Source organism: Janthinobacterium sp. BHSEK (assembly GCF_056174685.1).
Genome location: NZ_JBWBYV010000012.1, coordinates 37,198 through 53,451 on the forward strand (window position 1 = coordinate 37,198; position 16,254 = coordinate 53,451).

Below are 16,254 nucleotides of genomic sequence, written 5' to 3' on the forward strand. Positions count from 1 at the left end.
TTTTATCAGGTCAGCTTACTTAGCGGGCCAGAATGGCAGGAAATAGATCAGGAAGCCCAGCACGCCCAGGATCATCACGAATGCATAGTGATAGATGTAGCCGGTCTGCAACACTCGCGACAGCGAGGACAGCCAGGCGACGACCTTGGCGCTGCCATTGACGACGAAACCGTCGATCAGCTTCTTGTCACCGAAGTTCCACAGGCCATTACCCAGCAAGCGGGCACCGCCGGCGAACACGACTTCATTGAACTTGTCCATGTAGTACTTGTTGTCCAGCAGGGTGTGGATCGCGTGGAACTTGGCAAAGAACCAGGCCGGTACACGCGGGTTGACCATGTAGCAGTAGTAGGCTGCCACCACGCCGGACAATGCCAGCCAGAACGGTGCCGTCGACAGGCCGTGGATCGCCATCGCCATCGCGCCGTGGAATTCATGCGACAACTCTTCCATTGCTGGATGGTTTTCGCCGACGAAGATCACGCCCTTGAAGAAATCGCCATGCAGCATCGGGCCGATCGTCAGGTAACCGATGATCAAGGAAGGGATCGCCAGCATCACCAGCGGGAACCAGACGACGAACGGGGATTCATGCGGCTTCTGGCCAGGTTCCAGGCCGTGGTGGCCGTGGTCGTCCTCTTCCTCTTCATGATGGTCGTCATGTGCATCGCCGTGCGCGCCATGGGCCGCTTTCGGTGCGTGATGGTCGTCATGACCGTGCGCATGCGCCTGGCCGAAACGTTCCTTGCCGTGGAAGACGAGGAAATACATGCGGAACGAGTAGAAGGCGGTGACGAACACGCCAGCCAGCACGGCGAACTGGGCAAAGCCAGCACCCCAGATGTGCGTCGCTTCGACGGCTTCGATGATGCTGTCTTTCGAGTAGAAACCGGAGAACAGCGGCGTGCCGATCAGGGCCAGCGAACCGATCAGGGAAGTGATCCAGGTGATCGGCATGTATTTGCGCAGGCCGCCCATGTTGCGGATGTCCTGGTCGTGGTGCATGCCGATGATGACGGAACCGGCGCCCAGGAACAGCAGTGCCTTGAAGAATGCGTGCGTCATCAGGTGGAATACGGCCACGGAGTACGCGGACGAACCCAGCGCGACGGTCATGTAACCGAGCTGCGACAGTGTCGAGTAAGCGACGACGCGCTTGATGTCGTTCTGGATGATGCCCAGGAAGCCCATGAACAGCGCCGTGATGGAGCCGATCACCAGGATGAAGGACAGTGCCGTGTCGGACAGTTCGAACAGCGGCGACATGCGCGAGACCATGAAGATACCGGCCGTCACCATCGTCGCGGCGTGGATCAGTGCCGAGATCGGGGTAGGACCTTCCATCGAATCAGGCAGCCACACGTGCAGCGGGAACTGCGCCGATTTGCCCATCGCGCCGATGAACAGGCAGATGCAGGCCACCGTCAGCAGGGCCCAGTCGGTGCCCGGCAGGCTCAACAGAGCCAGTTCGTCTTTCTTGGCGAACACTTCCTGGTAATTCATGGTGCCGGCATAGGCCAGCAGCAGGCCGATACCGAGGATGAAGCCGAAGTCGCCCACGCGGTTGACGAGGAAAGCCTTCATGTTGGCCACGATGGCCGTCGGACGCTGGTACCAGAAACCGATCAGCAGGTAGGAGACCAGGCCCACGGCTTCCCAGCCGAAGAACAGTTGCAGGAAGTTGTTGGCCATGACCAGCATCAGCATCGAGAACGTGAACAGCGAGATGTAGGCGAAGAAGCGGTTGTAGCCTTCGTCGTCCTTCATGTAGCCGATCGTGTAGATATGCACCATCAGGGAAACGAAGGTGACCACGCACATCATCATCGCCGACAGCGAATCGATCTGGAAGCCCACTTCCATCTTCAGGGTGCCGATCGTCATCCAGTTATAGATCGTGCCATTGAATGTCGCGCCATCCATCACTGCCAGCAATGTCTGCACGGACAGGATGAACGCAATCAGTACGCCCAGGATCGTCGCGGTATGCGACGTCTTGCGTCCGACCAAATTACCCAGGAACTGGGTGCCAAGCAAGCCTGCAATCGCGGCACCGGCCAGCGGCGCCAGCGGTACGGCAAGAAGGAGGTTAGGGTTGAGGAGTTGCCCCGCCATGATGAACCTTAATCGTTATTATTCGAGAGATCGAGTCTGAAAAACATCAGCCTTTGAGGCTGTCCAGGTCTTCGACGTTGATGGTATCCAGATTACGGAACATCACCACCAGAATAGCCAGACCGATAGCCGACTCAGCGGCGGCAACCGTCAGGATGAAGAAAACGAAGATCTGACCGGCCGCGTCGCCCATGAAATGGGAGAACGCGATGAAATTCATATTCACCGCCAGCAGCATCAATTCGATTGCCATCAGCAATACGATGATGTTCTTGCGGTTCAGGAAAATACCGACGATCGAGATTGCGAACAGGATCGCGCCCAGGACCAGAAAATGTGTGAGCGATAATGTCATGGTGCCTCCTTAACTTCCGGCTCAGCCGCAGGACGCTCGACGACCGCGTCCATCTTGATGATCTTCAGGCGGTCGTTGCGCTTGACGCGCACGGCATCGCCTGGAGCAAAATGCTTGGTGTCCTTGCGTTTGCGCAGGGTCAGTGCGACGGCGGCTACGATGGCCACCAGCAGCACGACGGCGGCGATTTCGAAGGCGAACACATATTTCGTGTAGATCAGCAGGCCCAGTTCCTTGGTGCCGCCCAGGTTGACGTTCACCGGCGCGATGCTAGGCGCAAAGTTGCGGAAACCGTGCCACAGGACGGCGGCCATTTCCAGCACGATGATCACGCCCACCGTCACGGACAATGGCAGATAGCCCCAGAAGCCTTCGCGCATGCGGTCGATATTGATATCGAGCATCATGACCACGAACAGGAACAGCACCATCACGGCGCCGACATACACCAATACCAGCACGATGGCCAGGAATTCAGCTTGCAGCAGCATCCAGATGCCCGCTGCCGAGAAGAAGGACAGTACCAGGAACAGTACTGCGTGGACCGGATTACGGGCCGTGATGACGCGCGTCGCTGCCAGAATCAAGATCAGCGCGAAGGCGTAAAACAAAATTGTTTTAAAGTCCATAAAAAACCCAATAGACGTACAGATGAACGAGGGGCGCGCCGCAGCTGGTCAGCTGCGGCGCATCCATCAGCGATAAGGTGCGTCGGCGGCGCGCGCAGCGGCGATGTCATTTTCATAACGATCACCTACGGCCAGCAACATCTCTTTCGTGTAATACAAATCCCCGCGTTTCTCGCCGTGGTATTCCAGGATTTGCGTCTCGACGATCGAATCGACCGGGCAGGACTCTTCGCAGAAACCGCAGAAGATGCACTTGGTCAAGTCGATATCGTAACGCGTGGTGCGGCGCGAACCGTCGTCACGCTGTTCCGATTCGATCGTGATGGCCATCGCCGGGCAAACCGCTTCGCACAGTTTGCAGGCGATGCAACGTTCCTCGCCGTTCGGGTAGCGGCGCAGCGCGTGCAAGCCACGGAAACGCGGCGAGATCGGTGTCTTCTCTTCCGGGAATTGCACCGTGATCTTGCGCGAAAACATGTACTTGCCTGTCAGCGCCATGCCCTTGATCAGCTCGCCTAACAAGAGGCTGCTGAAGAAATCTTTTACCTTATCCATTCGTATGCACTCTCTTACTTCCAAATATTCCAGGATGTCTGCATCCAGGCAGCGACGAAGACCAGGTAGACCAGCGTCAACGGGATAAACACTTTCCAGCCGAGGCGCATGATCTGGTCATAACGGTAGCGTGGGAACGTACCGCGTACCCAGATGAACACCGACACGATGAAGAAGGTCTTGGCGAACAACCAGAAGAAGCCGCCGAAACCACCCCAGAACTCAAGGAAAGCAAATGGTGCGGACCAGCCACCGAGGAACATGATCGAAGCCAGGGCGCCGATCAGGATCATGTTGGCGTATTCGGCCAGCATGAACATGGCGTAGGCCATGCCCGAGTACTCGACCATGTGGCCGGCCACGATTTCCGACTCGCCTTCGACGACGTCGAACGGGTGACGGTTGGCTTCAGCCAGGCCCGACACCAGGTAGATGACGAACATCGGCAGCAGCGGCAGCCAGTTCCACGACATGAAATTGACGCCCTTGTCGGCGAAGAAGCCGATCTGCTGGCCGCCGACGATGTCGATGAAGTTCAGGCTGCCCGAGACCATCAGCACGATGACCATCACGAAGCCCATCGGGATTTCATACGAAATCATCTGTGCCGACGCGCGCATGGCGCCCATGAACGAGTACTTCGAGTTCGACGCCCAGCCGGCGATGATGATGCCGTAGACTTCCATCGAGGTAATCGCCAGCAGCATCAGCAAGCCGGCGTTGACGTTGGCCAGCACGGCTTGCGGACCGAACGGCACGACCGACCAGGCGGCCAGGGCCGGCATGATGGTCATGATCGGGCCGATCACGAACAGGCCCTTGGCGGCCTTGGACGGGATGATGATCTCTTTGAACAAGAGTTTCAGCGCATCGGCGATCGGCTGCAGCAAGCCCAAGGGGCCGACGCGGTTCGGGCCCACGCGGATCTGGATCCAGCCGATCAGCTTGCGTTCCCACAAGGTCAGGTAGGCAACCAGGCCCATCAGCGGCAACAGCACGCACAGGATCTTGATCAGGGTCCAGAAGAACGGCCACGTGCCGCCCAGCAGATCCTGACCGCTGCTGTTGATGACGTTTACAAATTCAGGCAGAGCCATCAGATTTTCCCCTCTGCTGTTTCAACTGTGATGTCACCGAACATGCCGCCCAGGCTGGCCGTCGAGGCATGCGCCGCCGACACTTTGACCACATTGGCTGGCAGGCCGGCATGGAGTGCCGCCACCAGGATGGCGCTGCCGGAGCCTTGCGCCACTTTGACCTTGTCGCCCGCCTTGATGCCCAGCTTCTCGGCCAATGCCGGCGACAGATGGGCTTGCGGCGCGGCGCCGTCGACCGTGCGTTGCAACGGTTCGGAGCGGCGCACCAGCGCGTCGGCGAAGTAGATCGGCACGTCGGCGATGCGTTGCAGCGCTGGCGAGGCCGGTGCGTAGCTTGCCGCTTCCGGTGCGTTCTTGGCAATATTGTTCAGCTGTGCCGACAGATCGGTCACGCCGGCGCCGAATGCTTCGTCGCGGATCGCTTCCGAGGTGTCGTAGTCGAAACCGGCCAGGCCCAGGATGTTGCCCAGGACACGCAGCACTTTCCAGGCTGGACGGGTTTCCGCCAGCGGTTTGACGGTGCCGTTGAAGCTTTGCGCACGGCCTTCGCAGTTGACGAAGGTGCCCGAAGTTTCAGCAAATGGCGAAATCGGCAGCAAGACATCGGCGTAATCCATGCCGTGCTTGAAGGCCGACATCGCCACGACCATGTCGGCGCCATCGAGGGCGGCGCGGGCCGCCTGTGGATTGGCGGCGTCGAGTTCCGGCTCGGCGTGCAGCAGCACATAAGCTTTCTTCGGTACGGCAAAGGCGGCTTGCACATTGGCGCGCGGCTTGGCGACCAGGTGCGCGCCTACCGTGTTGGCCGCTTCCGTCAGGTAACCGAGCTTGGCGCCCGTCTGTTCGGCGATCCATTGCGCGGCAGCATGCAGTTGCGACGCTTGCGGGTGTTGCGTTGCCGCGTTACCCAGCAGCACGGCGCCATGGTCGCCGGCCATCAGGCTGGCGGCGATGGCGACGGCCACGTCGGAAGCAACAAGCGCTTCAAAACCGGCTGGCGCGGCGATTTCTTTCGCTTTAGCAACAGCGACGACCACTTCCGACAAGGCCGCCAGCCAATCGCTTGGCGCTGCGATCATCTTGTTGGCGATGGTGATCAGTTGATCATCGTCGGAGGCGTGCAGGATCGACAGCTTGGCGCCGCCCTTGACGGACGCGCGCAGACGCGTGGCCAGCAATGGGTGATCCTTGCGCAGGAAGGAGCCGATGACGAAGGCGCGCTTGATCTGGCCAAATTCGCTGATCGGCATGCCCAGCCATGGTTTCACACTGGCATCGAGCGCGAAGTCGGTCTGGCGCAGGCGGAAGTCGACGTTCTCGCTACCGAGACCGTGGGCGACTTTTTGCAGCAGGACCAGCTCTTCGACGGTCGAATGCGGGGTGGCCAGCGCGGCGATGGCGTCGGCGCCATGCTCGTGCTTGATATTTTTCAAACCGTGCGCCACGTATTCCAGCGCGGTCTGCCAATCGACTTCCTTCCACTCGTTGCCTTGTTTCAGCATCGGGGAAGTCAGGCGTTCGGCACTGTCCAGCGCTTCGTACGAGAAACGGTCCTTGTCCGAGATCCAGCACTCGTTGACGGCTTCGTTTTCCAGCGGCAGTACGCGCTTGACCTTGCCAGCTTTCACTTGCACGATCAGGTTCGAACCCAGGCCGTCATGCGGGCTGACCGATTTGCGGCGCGACAGTTCCCACGTACGGGCGCTGTAGCGGAACGGCTTCGAGGTCAGTGCGCCGACCGGGCACAGGTCGATCATGTTGCCCGACAGTTCGGAGTCGACCGACTGGCCGACGAAGGACACGATTTCCGAGTGTTCGCCGCGGCCGATCATGCCCAGCTCCATCACGCCGGCCACTTCCTGGCCAAAACGCACGCAGCGGGTGCACTGGATGCAGCGCGACATCTCTTGCATGGAAACCAGCGGACCGGCTTCCTTCGGCGTGACGACGCGCTTGTCTTCCTTGTAGCGCGATTCGCTCTTGCCGTAACCCACAGCCAAGTCTTGCAACTGGCACTCGCCGCCCTGATCGCAGATAGGGCAATCGAGCGGGTGGTTAATCAGCAAGAATTCCATGACCGACTTTTGCGCCTGCACAGCTTTATCGCTGGCGGAGCGCACGATCATGCCGGCACTGACCGGGGTCGCGCAAGCGGGCAAAGGCTTCGGCGCCTTTTCCACTTCGACCAGGCACATGCGGCAGTTCGCTGCGATCGACAATTTCTTGTGATAGCAGAAGTGCGGAATGTAGGTTCCCAATTTGTTGGCGGCGTCCATCACCATGCTACCAGCAGGGACTTCGACTTTTTTGCCGTCTATTTCGATTTCAACCATGGTGATCGTTACCTGACGCAGCTTAGATATATGCGGGCACTAAGCAATGCTTGTGCTCGATATGATATTCAAATTCTTCACGGAAATTCTTAATGAAGGCCCGTACCGGCATGGCAGCCGCATCGCCCAGCGCGCAAATGGTGCGGCCCTGGATGTTGTCGGCGATCGAGTTGAGCATGTCCAGGTCGTCTGGACGACCCTGCCCCTGCTCGATGCGGTGCACCATGCGGTACATCCAGCCTGTGCCTTCACGGCAAGGCGTACACTGGCCGCACGATTCTTCAAAGTAGAAGTAGGACAGGCGTTCCAGCGCCTTCACCATGCAGCGTGTTTCGTCCATCACGATGACGGCGCCCGAACCCAACATCGAACCGGCTTTCGCGATCGAGTCGTAGTCCAGGTCGGTCTGCATCATGATGTCGCCGCGGATCACCGGCGCGGACGAGCCGCCAGGAATCACGGCCTTGATCTTTTTGCCACCGCGCATGCCGCCTGCCAGTTCCAGCAGGGTCGCAAACGGGGTGCCGAGCGGCACTTCGTAGTTGCCCGGTTTTTCCACGTCGCCCGAGATCGAGAAGATCTTCGAGCCGCCGTTGTTCGGCTTGCCCATCGCCAGGTATTTCTCCGGGCCGATGTTCAGCACGAAAGGCACGGCCGCAAAGGTTTCCGTGTTGTTGATCGTCGTCGGCTTGCCGTACAGGCCGAACGAGGCAGGGAAAGGCGGCTTGAAGCGCGGCTGGCCTTTCTTGCCTTCCAGCGACTCCAGCAGGGCCGTTTCCTCGCCGCAGATGTAGGCGCCATAACCATGGTGCGCATGCAACTGGAACGAGAACTCGCTGCCCATGATCTTGTCGCCCAGGAAACCGGCGGCGCGCGCCTCTTCCAGCGCTTCTTCGAAACGCAGGTATTCCTGGAAGATTTCACCGTGGATATAGTTGTAGCCCACGGTGATGCCCATCGCATAAGCGCCAATGGCCATGCCTTCGATCAGGGCATGGGGATTGTAACGAATGATGTCGCGGTCCTTGAAAGTGCCCGGTTCGCCTTCATCTGTATTGCAGACGAGGTATTTCTGACCCGGGAACTGGCGCGGCATGAAGCTCCACTTCAGGCCGGTAGGGAAACCCGCGCCGCCACGGCCGCGCAAGGACGAGGCCTTGAGGTCGGCGATGATCTGTTCCGGCGTGATTTTCTCTTCCAGGATACGCCGCAGGGCGCTGTAGCCGCCGCGGTTCACATAATCTTGCAAATGCCAGTTCTTGCCATCCAGATCCTTCAGGATCAATGGATCGATATGGCGGTTGTGGAGTGACGTCATTTCTTGAGTTCCTCCAGCATGGCGTCGATTTTCTCGTTCGACATCCAGCTGCACATGGTTTTATTACTGACCAGCAAGACAGGCGCATCGCCGCAAGCACCCATGCACTCGCCTTCGACCAGGGTGAACTGGCCGTCTGCGGTGGTTTCGCGGAAATCGATACCCAGTTTCTGCTTCAGGTACTCTGCAGCGCGCACGCCGCCCGACAGGGCGCATGGCAGGTTGGTGCACACGGTGATCTTGTGCTTGCCCACGGGTTTCACGTTGTACATATTGTAGAACGTGGCCACTTCCTGCACGGCAATCGCCGGCATGCCGATGTAATCGGCCAGTTCCTTCATGGTTTCCGGCGCCAGCCAGCCCAGTTCATCCTGGGCATGGGCCAGCGCGGCCATGACGGCCGACTGACGCTGGTCGGCCGGGTACTTGGCCAGCTCGCGGTCAATTTTCTTATAGCATTGCTCTGATAACAACATACTTTTTGCCTCTTAGCGGTCAATACTGCCGAACACGATATCTTGCGTCCCGATGATGGTCACGGCGTCGGCAAGCATGTGCCCACGCGCCATCTCGTCGAGCGACTGCAAGTGGGCGTAGTCTGGCGCGCGCAGTTTCATGCGGTACGGCTTGTTGGCGCCATCGGACACCAGGTACACGCCGAACTCGCCCTTCGGATGTTCCACGGCGCTGTAGGCCTCGCCTGGCGGCACGTGGAAACCCTCCGTGAACAGCTTGAAGTGGTGAATCAGCGATTCCATGTTGGTCTTCATGTCGACACGGCCCGGAGGCGCCACCTTGCGGTTGCTGGTCATGACAGGACCTTCATTGTTGCGCAGCCACTCCACGCATTGCTTGATGATGCGGTTCGACTGGCGCAGCTCTTCCACGCGGACCAGGTAGCGGTCGTAGCAATCGCCGTTGGTGCCGATAGGAATGTCGAAATCCATCAGGTCGTACACTTCGTACGGCTGTTTCTTGCGCAAGTCCCACTGCACGCCCGAGCCGCGCAGCATGGCGCCCGTAAAGCCCATGGCCAGCGCATCTTCCGGCGAGACCACGCCGATGCCGACGGTACGCTGTTTCCAGATACGGTTGTCGGTCAGCAGGGTTTCGTACTCGTCCACGGAATTCGGGAAGCGGCGCGCGAAGTCTTCGATGAAGTCCAGCAGGGAACCCTGGCGGTTTTCATTCAGCTTGGAAATCGCCTTGGCGTTGCGGATGATCGAGGCCTTGTGCTGCGGCATCGCGTCCGGCAGGTCGCGGTACACGCCGCCCGGACGGTAGTAGGCCGCGTGCATGCGCGCGCCCGATACCGCCTCGTAGGCGTCGAACAAGTCTTCGCGGTCGCGGAAGCAATACAGGAACGGGCCCATGGCGCCAACGTCCAGCGCGTGGGTGCCGAGCCACATCAGGTGGTTCAGGATGCGCGTCATCTCGTCGAACATGACGCGGATGTATTGCGCGCGCAGGGGCACTTCCAGGCCCAGCATCTTTTCGATCGCCATCACGTACGCGTGTTCATTGCACATCATCGACACATAGTCGAGACGGTCCATGTACGGCACGGATTGCAGGTAGGTCTTCTGTTCGGCCAGCTTTTCGGTGGCGCGGTGCAGCAGGCCGATATGCGGGTCGGCGCGCTGGATGACTTCGCCATCCATCTCCAGCACCAGGCGCAGCACACCGTGCGCGGCCGGATGCTGCGGCCCAAAGTTCAGGGTGTAGTTCTTAATCTCAGCCATTATTTCATCCCGTAATGTTCTTCGCGGATCACGCGCGGCACGTTTTCCCGCGGCTCGATCGTCACGGGCTGGTAAATCACGCGCTTTTGTTCCGGATCGTAACGCATCTCGACATAGCCGGAGACGGGGAAATCCTTGCGGAACGGATGGCCGATGAAACCGTAGTCGGTCAGCAGGCGGCGCAAGTCGTTGTGGCCTTCGAAGAGGATGCCCAGCAGGTCGAACGCTTCGCGCTCGTACCAGTTGACGGCGCGCCAGATGCCGACCACGGAGGGCAGCAGCGGCATGTCGTCGTCCGGCGCGAACACGCGCACGCGCACGCGCCAGTTGTGCTTGACCGACAGCAAGTGCGAAACGGCTGCGAACCGCAGGCCATCCCAGCTGCCGTCGCCATAGGTCGAGTAGTCGACGCCGCACAGGTCGAGCAATTGCTCGAAATGCAGGGCCGGATCGTCGCGCAGGGTCTGCATTACGGCCAGGTAGTCCTCGGCCTTGACCTGCAAGGTGACTTCGCCCAGCGCAACCGTCGTGCTAACGCGATCGCCCAGGGCAGTGCCGAGGGCGTTTTGCAATACTTCTAAATGTGTTGTCATAATCTGAAGCGACCCGGTTAGCGTGCGATCGTGCTGGTACGCTTGATCTTGTTCTGCAACTGCATGATGCCGTACAGCAAGGCTTCAGCGGTCGGAGGACAGCCTGGCACATACACGTCGACGGGCACGATGCGGTCGCAGCCGCGCACCACGGAATAGGAGTAATGGTAGTACCCGCCGCCATTGGCGCAGGAACCCATCGAGATGACCCAGCGTGGCTCTGCCATCTGGTCGTAGACCTTGCGCAGGGCCGGCGCCATCTTGTTGCACAGGGTACCGGCAACGATCATGACGTCGGACTGACGCGGCGACGGACGGAACACGACGCCGAAACGGTCCATATCGTAGCGGGCTGCGCCCACATGCATCATTTCGACCGCACAGCAGGCCAGACCGAACGTCATCGGGAACATAGACCCGGTGCGCGCCCAGTTGATCAGCTTGTCGGCCGAGGTGGTGATGAAACCTTCGCTTAATACGCCTTCAATAGCCATGGCTTATTCCCAGTCAAGGGCACCTTTCTTCCAAATGTACCAAAATCCGACCACGAATTCAGCGATGAACACCATCATCGTGACGAAACCGGCCCAGCCCAGGTCGCGCATTGCAACGCCCCATGGGAAAAAGAATGCCGTTTCCAGATCGAACAAAATAAACAGGATTGCGACCAGATAGTAGCGCACATCGAATTTCATGCGCGCGTCTTCGAATGCTTCAAAACCACATTCGTACGGGGAGAGTTTTGCTGCGTCAGGCTTGTTAGGGCCTAACAGGCGCCCCAGGAGCTGGGGAGCGATACCGACACCGAGGCCGATAATAATGAACAGCAGGACGGGGAAGTAATTTTCGAGGTTCACGATTGATGAGCTTATATTGAACGATCGGTTAAATGAGGACGCTGCGATCATTTGCAGCGTATCTAACGCACGACCCCAATCAAAGCTAAGACCAGGATCGAACGACACATCCTCGTAAAAAAAGCCAGCAACTTTGTACGAGCCATGGCTCGTGCGCCGTTGCTGGCTTCTGATTTCTGGTGCCGACGACGAGACTCGAACTCGTACAGCTTGCGCCACTACCCCCTCAAGATAGCGTGTCTACCAATTTCACCACGTCGGCGGTAAGGCCCGTATTCTACTCTGCTTTGGCGCTAAAGTTAATGCACAAATGCATCAAAACACAGATAAAAACGATAAATTTTTACATCTTCCAGCGCGTCACGATTTTTTCCTGCCGCGCTGCTAAAACATTGAGCAATAATCTGCCCGTAATGAGAATTACTCTCGATGAGGTATCGAGTTCCTGCAGAATTACTTCGGAATCGCGCCGGCCGGGGTGCTGGCAACCGGTGCCGCCGCTGCCGGAGCGCTGGCTGCCGGAGCTGCCGCAGGCACCGTCGTCGGGATCGCGCCCGCGCCGGTGACCGGCACCGGCTTGACGACCTTATCCATCACGCCGCCGCCCACCGTGGTGGCACGCTGATTGGCCATCAGCGACAGGGCCAGCGTGGCGCCGAAGAAGATCGCGGCGGCAACGCCCGTCGATTTCGACATGAAGTTCGACGAACCCGTCGCACCGAACAGGCTGCCCGAGGCGCCCGAACCGAAGGCGGCACCCATGTCGGCGCCCTTGCCGTGCTGCAGCAACACCAGCGCGATAATCGACAATGCCGAAATAACCTGTACTACCACTACCAGATTGAACATCATGTTCATTGCAATTCCATTCTCAGTTTAAATTAATTCAATCGGCGGCGTGAATAATCGCCAGGAAATCCGCCGCCTTCAATGCTGCTCCACCGATCAGACCGCCATCGATATCCGGCATCGCCATCAATTCTTTTGCGTTCTCCGGCTTCATGCTGCCGCCGTACAGGATCTGCACGCCGGCGGCCGCTACCGCATTCTTTTCTGCCAGCTGGGCGCGCAATACCTGATGCACGTCCTGCGCCATTTGCGGCGTGGCCGTCTTGCCCGTGCCGATGGCCCAGACCGGCTCATAGGCCAGCACCAGTTTCGCCACGTCGTCGGCGGAAATCGCCGCCAGCACGGCGCCCAGTTGCTGCTCCACCACGGCATTGGTCTGGCCCGCTTCGCGCTGCGCCAGGGTCTCGCCGATGCAGACGATAGGCGTGATGCCCGCCGCCAGCGCGGCAACCGTCTTGGCCGCCACCTGCGCATCGGTCTCGCCGTGGTAGGCGCGACGCTCGGAATGCCCGATCACCACATAGCCGCAGCCGAAATCCTGCAGCATGGCGACCGAGATTTCGCCCGTGTAGGCGCCGCTGGCATGCGCGGAAACATCCTGCGCACCCCAGCCGAGCGCCGTGCCTGCCAATTGCGCCTGGCACTGCGCCAGGTAGGGCGCGGGCACGCAGACGGCGCTGGCGGCGCCAGAGGCGGTCAAGCCAGCAACTATTTCAGACAATAACACCGCGTTCGAGGTGCGACTGCCGTTCATTTTCCAATTTCCGACGACGAGTTTGCGACGCATAGTAGCCTAAATTCTTAATAACCCGTCATTCTAACTCCGGCACCGATGCCGGTCAAACAGGCAGTGCCCCGTTTCAGGCAACTTGCAACATGATCTTGCCCACGTGCGTGCTCGCTTCCATCAAGGCATGCGCCTCGTTGGCCTTTTCCAACGGGAAAGTTTGATGGATCACGGGCTTGATCTTGCCCGCTTCGATCAGCGGCCAGACGGTCGTGCGCAGGTGGTGCGCGATGGCCGCCTTGAAGGCGACGGAACGGGGACGCAAGGTGGAACCTGTCACCGTCAGGCGACGGCGCAGCAAGGCACCCAGGTCCAGCTCCGCCTTGGTGCCGCCCTGCACGGCGATCAGGCCGATGCGGCCATCATCGGCCAGGCAATCGATTTCGCGCGGCAGGTAGTCGCCGCCCACCATGTCGAGGATGACGTCGACGCCTTTGCCATCGGTCAATTCCTTGACGACGGCGACGAAGTCTTCCGTGCGGTAATTGATACCGCGTTCGGCGCCCAGCGCCTCGCAGGCGCGCGCCTTCTCGTCGCTGCCGGCCGTGGCAAACACGCGGTGACCGAGCGCGGCCGCCAATTGAATGGCCGCCACGCCGATGCCCGAGGTGCCGCCCTGCACCAATAACGTTTCACCGTCCGCCAGCGCGCAGCGGTCGAACACATTGCTCCAGACGGTAAAGAAGTTTTCCGGCAAAGACGCACCTTCCAGCGCCGTCAAGCCCTTGGGCAAGGGCAGGCACTGGCCGGCGGGTGCGGCGCAGTATTCGGCATAGCCGCCGCCCTGCACCAGCGCGCAGACCAGGTCACCCTTCTTGAATCCGGTATTGGCAAAGTCGCCATCGACGACTTCGCCCGCCACTTCCAGGCCAGGCAAGTCCGAGGCGCCGGCTGGCGGCGCATATTTGCCCAGGCGCTGCAGCACGTCGGGGCGGTTGATGCCGGCCGCGTGCACCTTGATCAGCAGTTCGCCCGCCTTATATTGCGGCATGGGACGTTCGGCGATCTGCAAAACGTCGGCGGGACCTGGCTGGCTGATGGCAACTGCACGCATGGCGGGACTCTTTCAAGGGAAAACGGCGATTGTACGCCAAGCCGTCCACCCTTGCAGGGAGGGTCCCTCCTAAGCGCCGCCCGTCTTCGACTGGCGCGGCAAGGGCGTGCCCGGCTTCCATTTCGCCGACAGGGCCTGCCCTTCCTCGACTTGCTCATGCGTCATCTTGCGCACCACGGCGGCGCGCTGGTCGGCCGCATTCGCGTTGCCATTCGCGGCCGCCAGGTTCCACAGCATGTAGGCGATGACGTTGTCCTGCTGCACGCCGCCCATGTGATAGCGGTACATCAGGCCCAGCACCTGCTGCGCCTCGGCATGGTTCTGCTCGGCCGCCTTGCGGAACCAGCTGACGGCCTGCTTGTGGTCTTGCAGCACGGCGTTGCCCGTGTAATACATGGCGCCCACCACGTACTGGGCGTCGGCCTTGCCCTGCTCGGCCGCCTTGCGGTGCCAGAACATCGCTTGCTTGTAATCCTGCGGCAAGCCCCGTCCCATGTAATACATCAAGCCCAGCAAGTGCTGGGCATCGGCATTGCCGGTCTTCGCAAGGGGCAATATTTCCTTATAAGCCAGCGCGTAATTCTTGTTGTTGTAGGCGCTGGCGCCTTCGACGAAGCCAGCCCGCGCGGGTAGCTGTATCGTCAACAGCATGAGTAATGTAATGATCAGTTTTTTCATCGGAATGGGATGTGGTCTGACTGCTTTTTCTTTTCCTATCCTGCCCAAGGCAGGAGCCCCTTACTTCCAGCTAACTTTGCCCAGGCCCTCGACGCTGACGTCGCGGTTGGCCGGCTTGCCGTACACCACCACCGAACCGAGTCCGCTCAGGTTCAGCTTGGCATTCGTATGGGCATTCACCGTGGCATTGCCCAGGCCGCTCAATTCCAGGTTGACGGCATCGACTTCGAACTGTTGCGCATTCAGGCTGCCCAGGCCGCCCAGGCTGGCTTTCAGCATGCGCCCGCGTCCGCCCAGCACCACGGAACCGGCGCCCTGCAAGTCCAGCTCCGCGCGCTCATTGTTGCCGATCCAGAGCTGCATGCTGCCCACGCCGCCCAGGCTGGCATTGAGCTTGCGGTAGTCGCCCACCAGCTTGATGCTGCCCGCCCCTTCCAGCGACAGGGTCAGTTCCTCGCCCTTGAAACCCGTGATGTCGGTGCTGCCGAAGCCTTCCGAACTCAGCTCGCGCAAGTTCGGCAAGACCAGGTCGGCGCGGATCGACGTGGGGCCGAGCTTGAAGCCGCGCACTTCCGTTTCGATGTGCAGCGTGTCGCCGCTTTGCGCCGTGCTGACATCGGCGATGTAGCGCTTGTCGGCAGTGATGCTCAGCGAAGGCACGTTGCCCTGGCGAATGCGCACTTCCATCACGCCATCGAGCTTGACGCGCACCACGCGGGCGTCGACGTTGCGCATTTCCAGCAAGCGGGTCTCGGCGGCCACGCCGCGCACCAGGCCCAGTGTCGCCAGGAACAGCAGCGCCAGTTGCAGTATCTTTTTCATGTAGTGCATCCTCGGTATCTTGTTTTTATGTATTGCGGCGCCCGCGTTGGGCGGCCGGCATTGCATCGCGCCTTGCACTCTAGCAGCGCGGAAAATGACTGGCAATGACTTTGACGCCTGACAAAACCGTAGCGAGCGGCAGTGAGGCTCGGCGCCCCCGTTGGCCCGAGAAGCGGAACTGTGCGAATGCACAGTGAGCATCGGAAGCCGCAAATCGCGACGCGCAGTAGGTTTTGATGGGTGTCTTATGCGAAACGGGCTTTTTCGGCGGCAGTCAGGCGCTTGGCCTTGACCACCACCACTTGCATGGCAGCCTTGTTCGCTGGCGCGGTCAGGCTGGCCGTGGAACTGGCCACTTGCAGGGCCGGGGCGGCCGGAGCGATGGCGTAACAGCCGGCGCCGAGCAGGATGGCGGCGGCAACGGCAATGATTTCCATGTTTTTAGCGACGTTCATGTTGTTCTCCTCGGG

Annotated in this window: 18 protein-coding genes and 1 tRNA gene; all 19 read right to left on the reverse strand. The window is 60.0% G+C overall.

The window, feature by feature from the left end; genetic code table 11:
• Positions 1–15: 15 nt before the first annotated feature.
• The 19 genes from nuoL to AC0V2Y_RS04885 all read right to left on the reverse strand — a co-directional run bounded on the left by nuoL (position 16) and on the right by AC0V2Y_RS04885 (position 16,239).
• On the reverse strand, positions 16–2,115 hold the full coding sequence (gene nuoL / locus AC0V2Y_RS04795; RefSeq protein ID WP_475415381.1) for an NADH-quinone oxidoreductase subunit L: 2,100 nt from the start codon (positions 2,113–2,115) through the stop codon (positions 16–18).
• A gap of 46 nt (positions 2,116–2,161) precedes the next feature.
• Positions 2,162–2,470 (reverse strand): NADH-quinone oxidoreductase subunit NuoK, encoded by a 309-nt coding sequence (nuoK, locus tag AC0V2Y_RS04800; RefSeq protein WP_010399724.1) that lies wholly within the window; start codon positions 2,468–2,470, stop codon positions 2,162–2,164.
• Positions 2,467–3,099, reverse strand: coding sequence for an NADH-quinone oxidoreductase subunit J (locus AC0V2Y_RS04805; RefSeq protein ID WP_034779507.1), 633 nt, complete (start codon positions 3,097–3,099; stop codon positions 2,467–2,469). Before AC0V2Y_RS04805 ends, nuoK begins: the two co-directional genes overlap by 4 nt.
• A gap of 66 nt (positions 3,100–3,165) precedes the next feature.
• Positions 3,166–3,654 (reverse strand): NADH-quinone oxidoreductase subunit NuoI, encoded by a 489-nt coding sequence (gene nuoI / locus AC0V2Y_RS04810; RefSeq protein WP_010399726.1) that lies wholly within the window; start codon positions 3,652–3,654, stop codon positions 3,166–3,168.
• 14 nt (positions 3,655–3,668) lie between these two features.
• Complete coding sequence (gene nuoH / locus AC0V2Y_RS04815; protein WP_475415382.1) at positions 3,669–4,751, reverse strand: NADH-quinone oxidoreductase subunit NuoH; 1,083 nt, start codon at positions 4,749–4,751, stop codon at positions 3,669–3,671.
• Complete coding sequence (gene nuoG / locus AC0V2Y_RS04820; protein WP_475415383.1) at positions 4,751–7,084, reverse strand: NADH-quinone oxidoreductase subunit NuoG; 2,334 nt, start codon at positions 7,082–7,084, stop codon at positions 4,751–4,753. The genes nuoH and nuoG overlap by 1 nt, the downstream gene beginning before the upstream one ends.
• A gap of 22 nt (positions 7,085–7,106) precedes the next feature.
• Entirely contained in the window at positions 7,107–8,402 is a 1,296-nt protein-coding gene (nuoF, locus tag AC0V2Y_RS04825) for an NADH-quinone oxidoreductase subunit NuoF (RefSeq protein ID WP_010399729.1), read from the reverse strand.
• Positions 8,399–8,878 carry an NADH-quinone oxidoreductase subunit NuoE gene (gene nuoE, locus AC0V2Y_RS04830; protein ID WP_035820520.1) on the reverse strand — a complete coding sequence of 160 codons (480 nt, stop codon included), beginning with the start codon at positions 8,876–8,878 and terminating at the stop codon, positions 8,399–8,401. Before nuoE ends, nuoF begins: the two co-directional genes overlap by 4 nt.
• A 12-nt stretch (positions 8,879–8,890) precedes the next feature.
• Positions 8,891–10,144, reverse strand: coding sequence for an NADH-quinone oxidoreductase subunit D (locus tag AC0V2Y_RS04835; RefSeq protein WP_010399731.1), 1,254 nt, complete (start codon positions 10,142–10,144; stop codon positions 8,891–8,893).
• Complete coding sequence (locus AC0V2Y_RS04840; RefSeq protein WP_475415384.1) at positions 10,144–10,737, reverse strand: NADH-quinone oxidoreductase subunit C; 594 nt, start codon at positions 10,735–10,737, stop codon at positions 10,144–10,146. Before AC0V2Y_RS04840 ends, AC0V2Y_RS04835 begins: the two co-directional genes overlap by 1 nt.
• Positions 10,738–10,754: 17 nt before the next feature.
• Positions 10,755–11,231, reverse strand: a complete 477-nt coding sequence (locus AC0V2Y_RS04845; RefSeq protein WP_010399733.1) for a NuoB/complex I 20 kDa subunit family protein — start codon at positions 11,229–11,231, stop codon at positions 10,755–10,757.
• A gap of 3 nt (positions 11,232–11,234) precedes the next feature.
• Positions 11,235–11,594 carry an NADH-quinone oxidoreductase subunit A gene (locus tag AC0V2Y_RS04850; protein WP_010399734.1) on the reverse strand — a complete coding sequence of 120 codons (360 nt, stop codon included), beginning with the start codon at positions 11,592–11,594 and terminating at the stop codon, positions 11,235–11,237.
• Between the two features lie 177 nt (positions 11,595–11,771).
• Positions 11,772–11,856 (reverse strand) — tRNA-Leu (locus AC0V2Y_RS04855).
• A 191-nt stretch (positions 11,857–12,047) separates the two neighbouring features.
• The gene (gene secG, locus AC0V2Y_RS04860; RefSeq protein WP_034749996.1) at positions 12,048–12,452 is read right to left on the reverse strand and encodes a preprotein translocase subunit SecG; all 405 of its coding nucleotides are present in this window, start codon (positions 12,450–12,452) and stop codon (positions 12,048–12,050) included.
• A gap of 28 nt (positions 12,453–12,480) precedes the next feature.
• Positions 12,481–13,230 carry a triose-phosphate isomerase gene (tpiA, locus tag AC0V2Y_RS04865; RefSeq protein ID WP_475415385.1) on the reverse strand — a complete coding sequence of 250 codons (750 nt, stop codon included), beginning with the start codon at positions 13,228–13,230 and terminating at the stop codon, positions 12,481–12,483.
• 73 nt (positions 13,231–13,303) lie between these two features.
• A complete protein-coding gene (locus tag AC0V2Y_RS04870; RefSeq protein WP_475415386.1) occupies positions 13,304–14,284 on the reverse strand; it encodes an NAD(P)H-quinone oxidoreductase in 981 nt (326 codons plus the stop codon).
• Positions 14,285–14,353: 69 nt separating this feature from the next.
• Entirely contained in the window at positions 14,354–14,962 is a 609-nt protein-coding gene (locus AC0V2Y_RS04875) for a tetratricopeptide repeat protein (RefSeq protein WP_475415387.1), read from the reverse strand.
• 60 nt (positions 14,963–15,022) lie between these two features.
• The gene (locus AC0V2Y_RS04880; protein WP_475415388.1) at positions 15,023–15,784 is read right to left on the reverse strand and encodes a GIN domain-containing protein; all 762 of its coding nucleotides are present in this window, start codon (positions 15,782–15,784) and stop codon (positions 15,023–15,025) included.
• A 245-nt stretch (positions 15,785–16,029) separates the two neighbouring features.
• On the reverse strand, positions 16,030–16,239 hold the full coding sequence (locus AC0V2Y_RS04885) for a hypothetical protein (protein ID WP_475415389.1): 210 nt from the start codon (positions 16,237–16,239) through the stop codon (positions 16,030–16,032).
• Between the last annotated feature and the right edge of the window lie 15 nt (positions 16,240–16,254).

Excerpts from the sequence above, each read along its gene's own strand:
- nuoF (WP_010399729.1), bottom strand. The coding sequence starts at position 8,402 with ATGACGTCACTCCACAACCGCCATATCGATCCATTGATCCTGAAGGAT.
- secG (WP_034749996.1), bottom strand. The coding sequence starts at position 12,452 with ATGAACATGATGTTCAATCTGGTAGTGGTAGTACAGGTTATTTCGGCA.
- AC0V2Y_RS04880 (WP_475415388.1), bottom strand. The coding sequence starts at position 15,784 with ATGAAAAAGATACTGCAACTGGCGCTGCTGTTCCTGGCGACACTGGGC.
- AC0V2Y_RS04875 (WP_475415387.1), bottom strand. The coding sequence starts at position 14,962 with ATGAAAAAACTGATCATTACATTACTCATGCTGTTGACGATACAGCTA.
- AC0V2Y_RS04885 (WP_475415389.1), bottom strand. The coding sequence starts at position 16,239 with ATGAACGTCGCTAAAAACATGGAAATCATTGCCGTTGCCGCCGCCATC.
- nuoH (WP_475415382.1), bottom strand. The coding sequence starts at position 4,751 with ATGGCTCTGCCTGAATTTGTAAACGTCATCAACAGCAGCGGTCAGGAT.
- AC0V2Y_RS04835 (WP_010399731.1), bottom strand. The coding sequence starts at position 10,144 with ATGGCTGAGATTAAGAACTACACCCTGAACTTTGGGCCGCAGCATCCG.
- AC0V2Y_RS04870 (WP_475415386.1), bottom strand. The coding sequence starts at position 14,284 with ATGCGTGCAGTTGCCATCAGCCAGCCAGGTCCCGCCGACGTTTTGCAG.
- nuoL (WP_475415381.1), bottom strand. The coding sequence starts at position 2,115 with ATGGCGGGGCAACTCCTCAACCCTAACCTCCTTCTTGCCGTACCGCTG.
- nuoG (WP_475415383.1), bottom strand. The coding sequence starts at position 7,084 with ATGGTTGAAATCGAAATAGACGGCAAAAAAGTCGAAGTCCCTGCTGGT.
- nuoE (WP_035820520.1), bottom strand. The coding sequence starts at position 8,878 with ATGTTGTTATCAGAGCAATGCTATAAGAAAATTGACCGCGAGCTGGCC.
- tpiA (WP_475415385.1), bottom strand. The coding sequence starts at position 13,230 with ATGCGTCGCAAACTCGTCGTCGGAAATTGGAAAATGAACGGCAGTCGC.
- nuoK (WP_010399724.1), bottom strand. The coding sequence starts at position 2,470 with ATGACATTATCGCTCACACATTTTCTGGTCCTGGGCGCGATCCTGTTC.
- AC0V2Y_RS04805 (WP_034779507.1), bottom strand. The coding sequence starts at position 3,099 with ATGGACTTTAAAACAATTTTGTTTTACGCCTTCGCGCTGATCTTGATT.
- nuoI (WP_010399726.1), bottom strand. The coding sequence starts at position 3,654 with ATGGATAAGGTAAAAGATTTCTTCAGCAGCCTCTTGTTAGGCGAGCTG.
- AC0V2Y_RS04845 (WP_010399733.1), bottom strand. The coding sequence starts at position 11,231 with ATGGCTATTGAAGGCGTATTAAGCGAAGGTTTCATCACCACCTCGGCC.
- AC0V2Y_RS04840 (WP_475415384.1), bottom strand. The coding sequence starts at position 10,737 with ATGACAACACATTTAGAAGTATTGCAAAACGCCCTCGGCACTGCCCTG.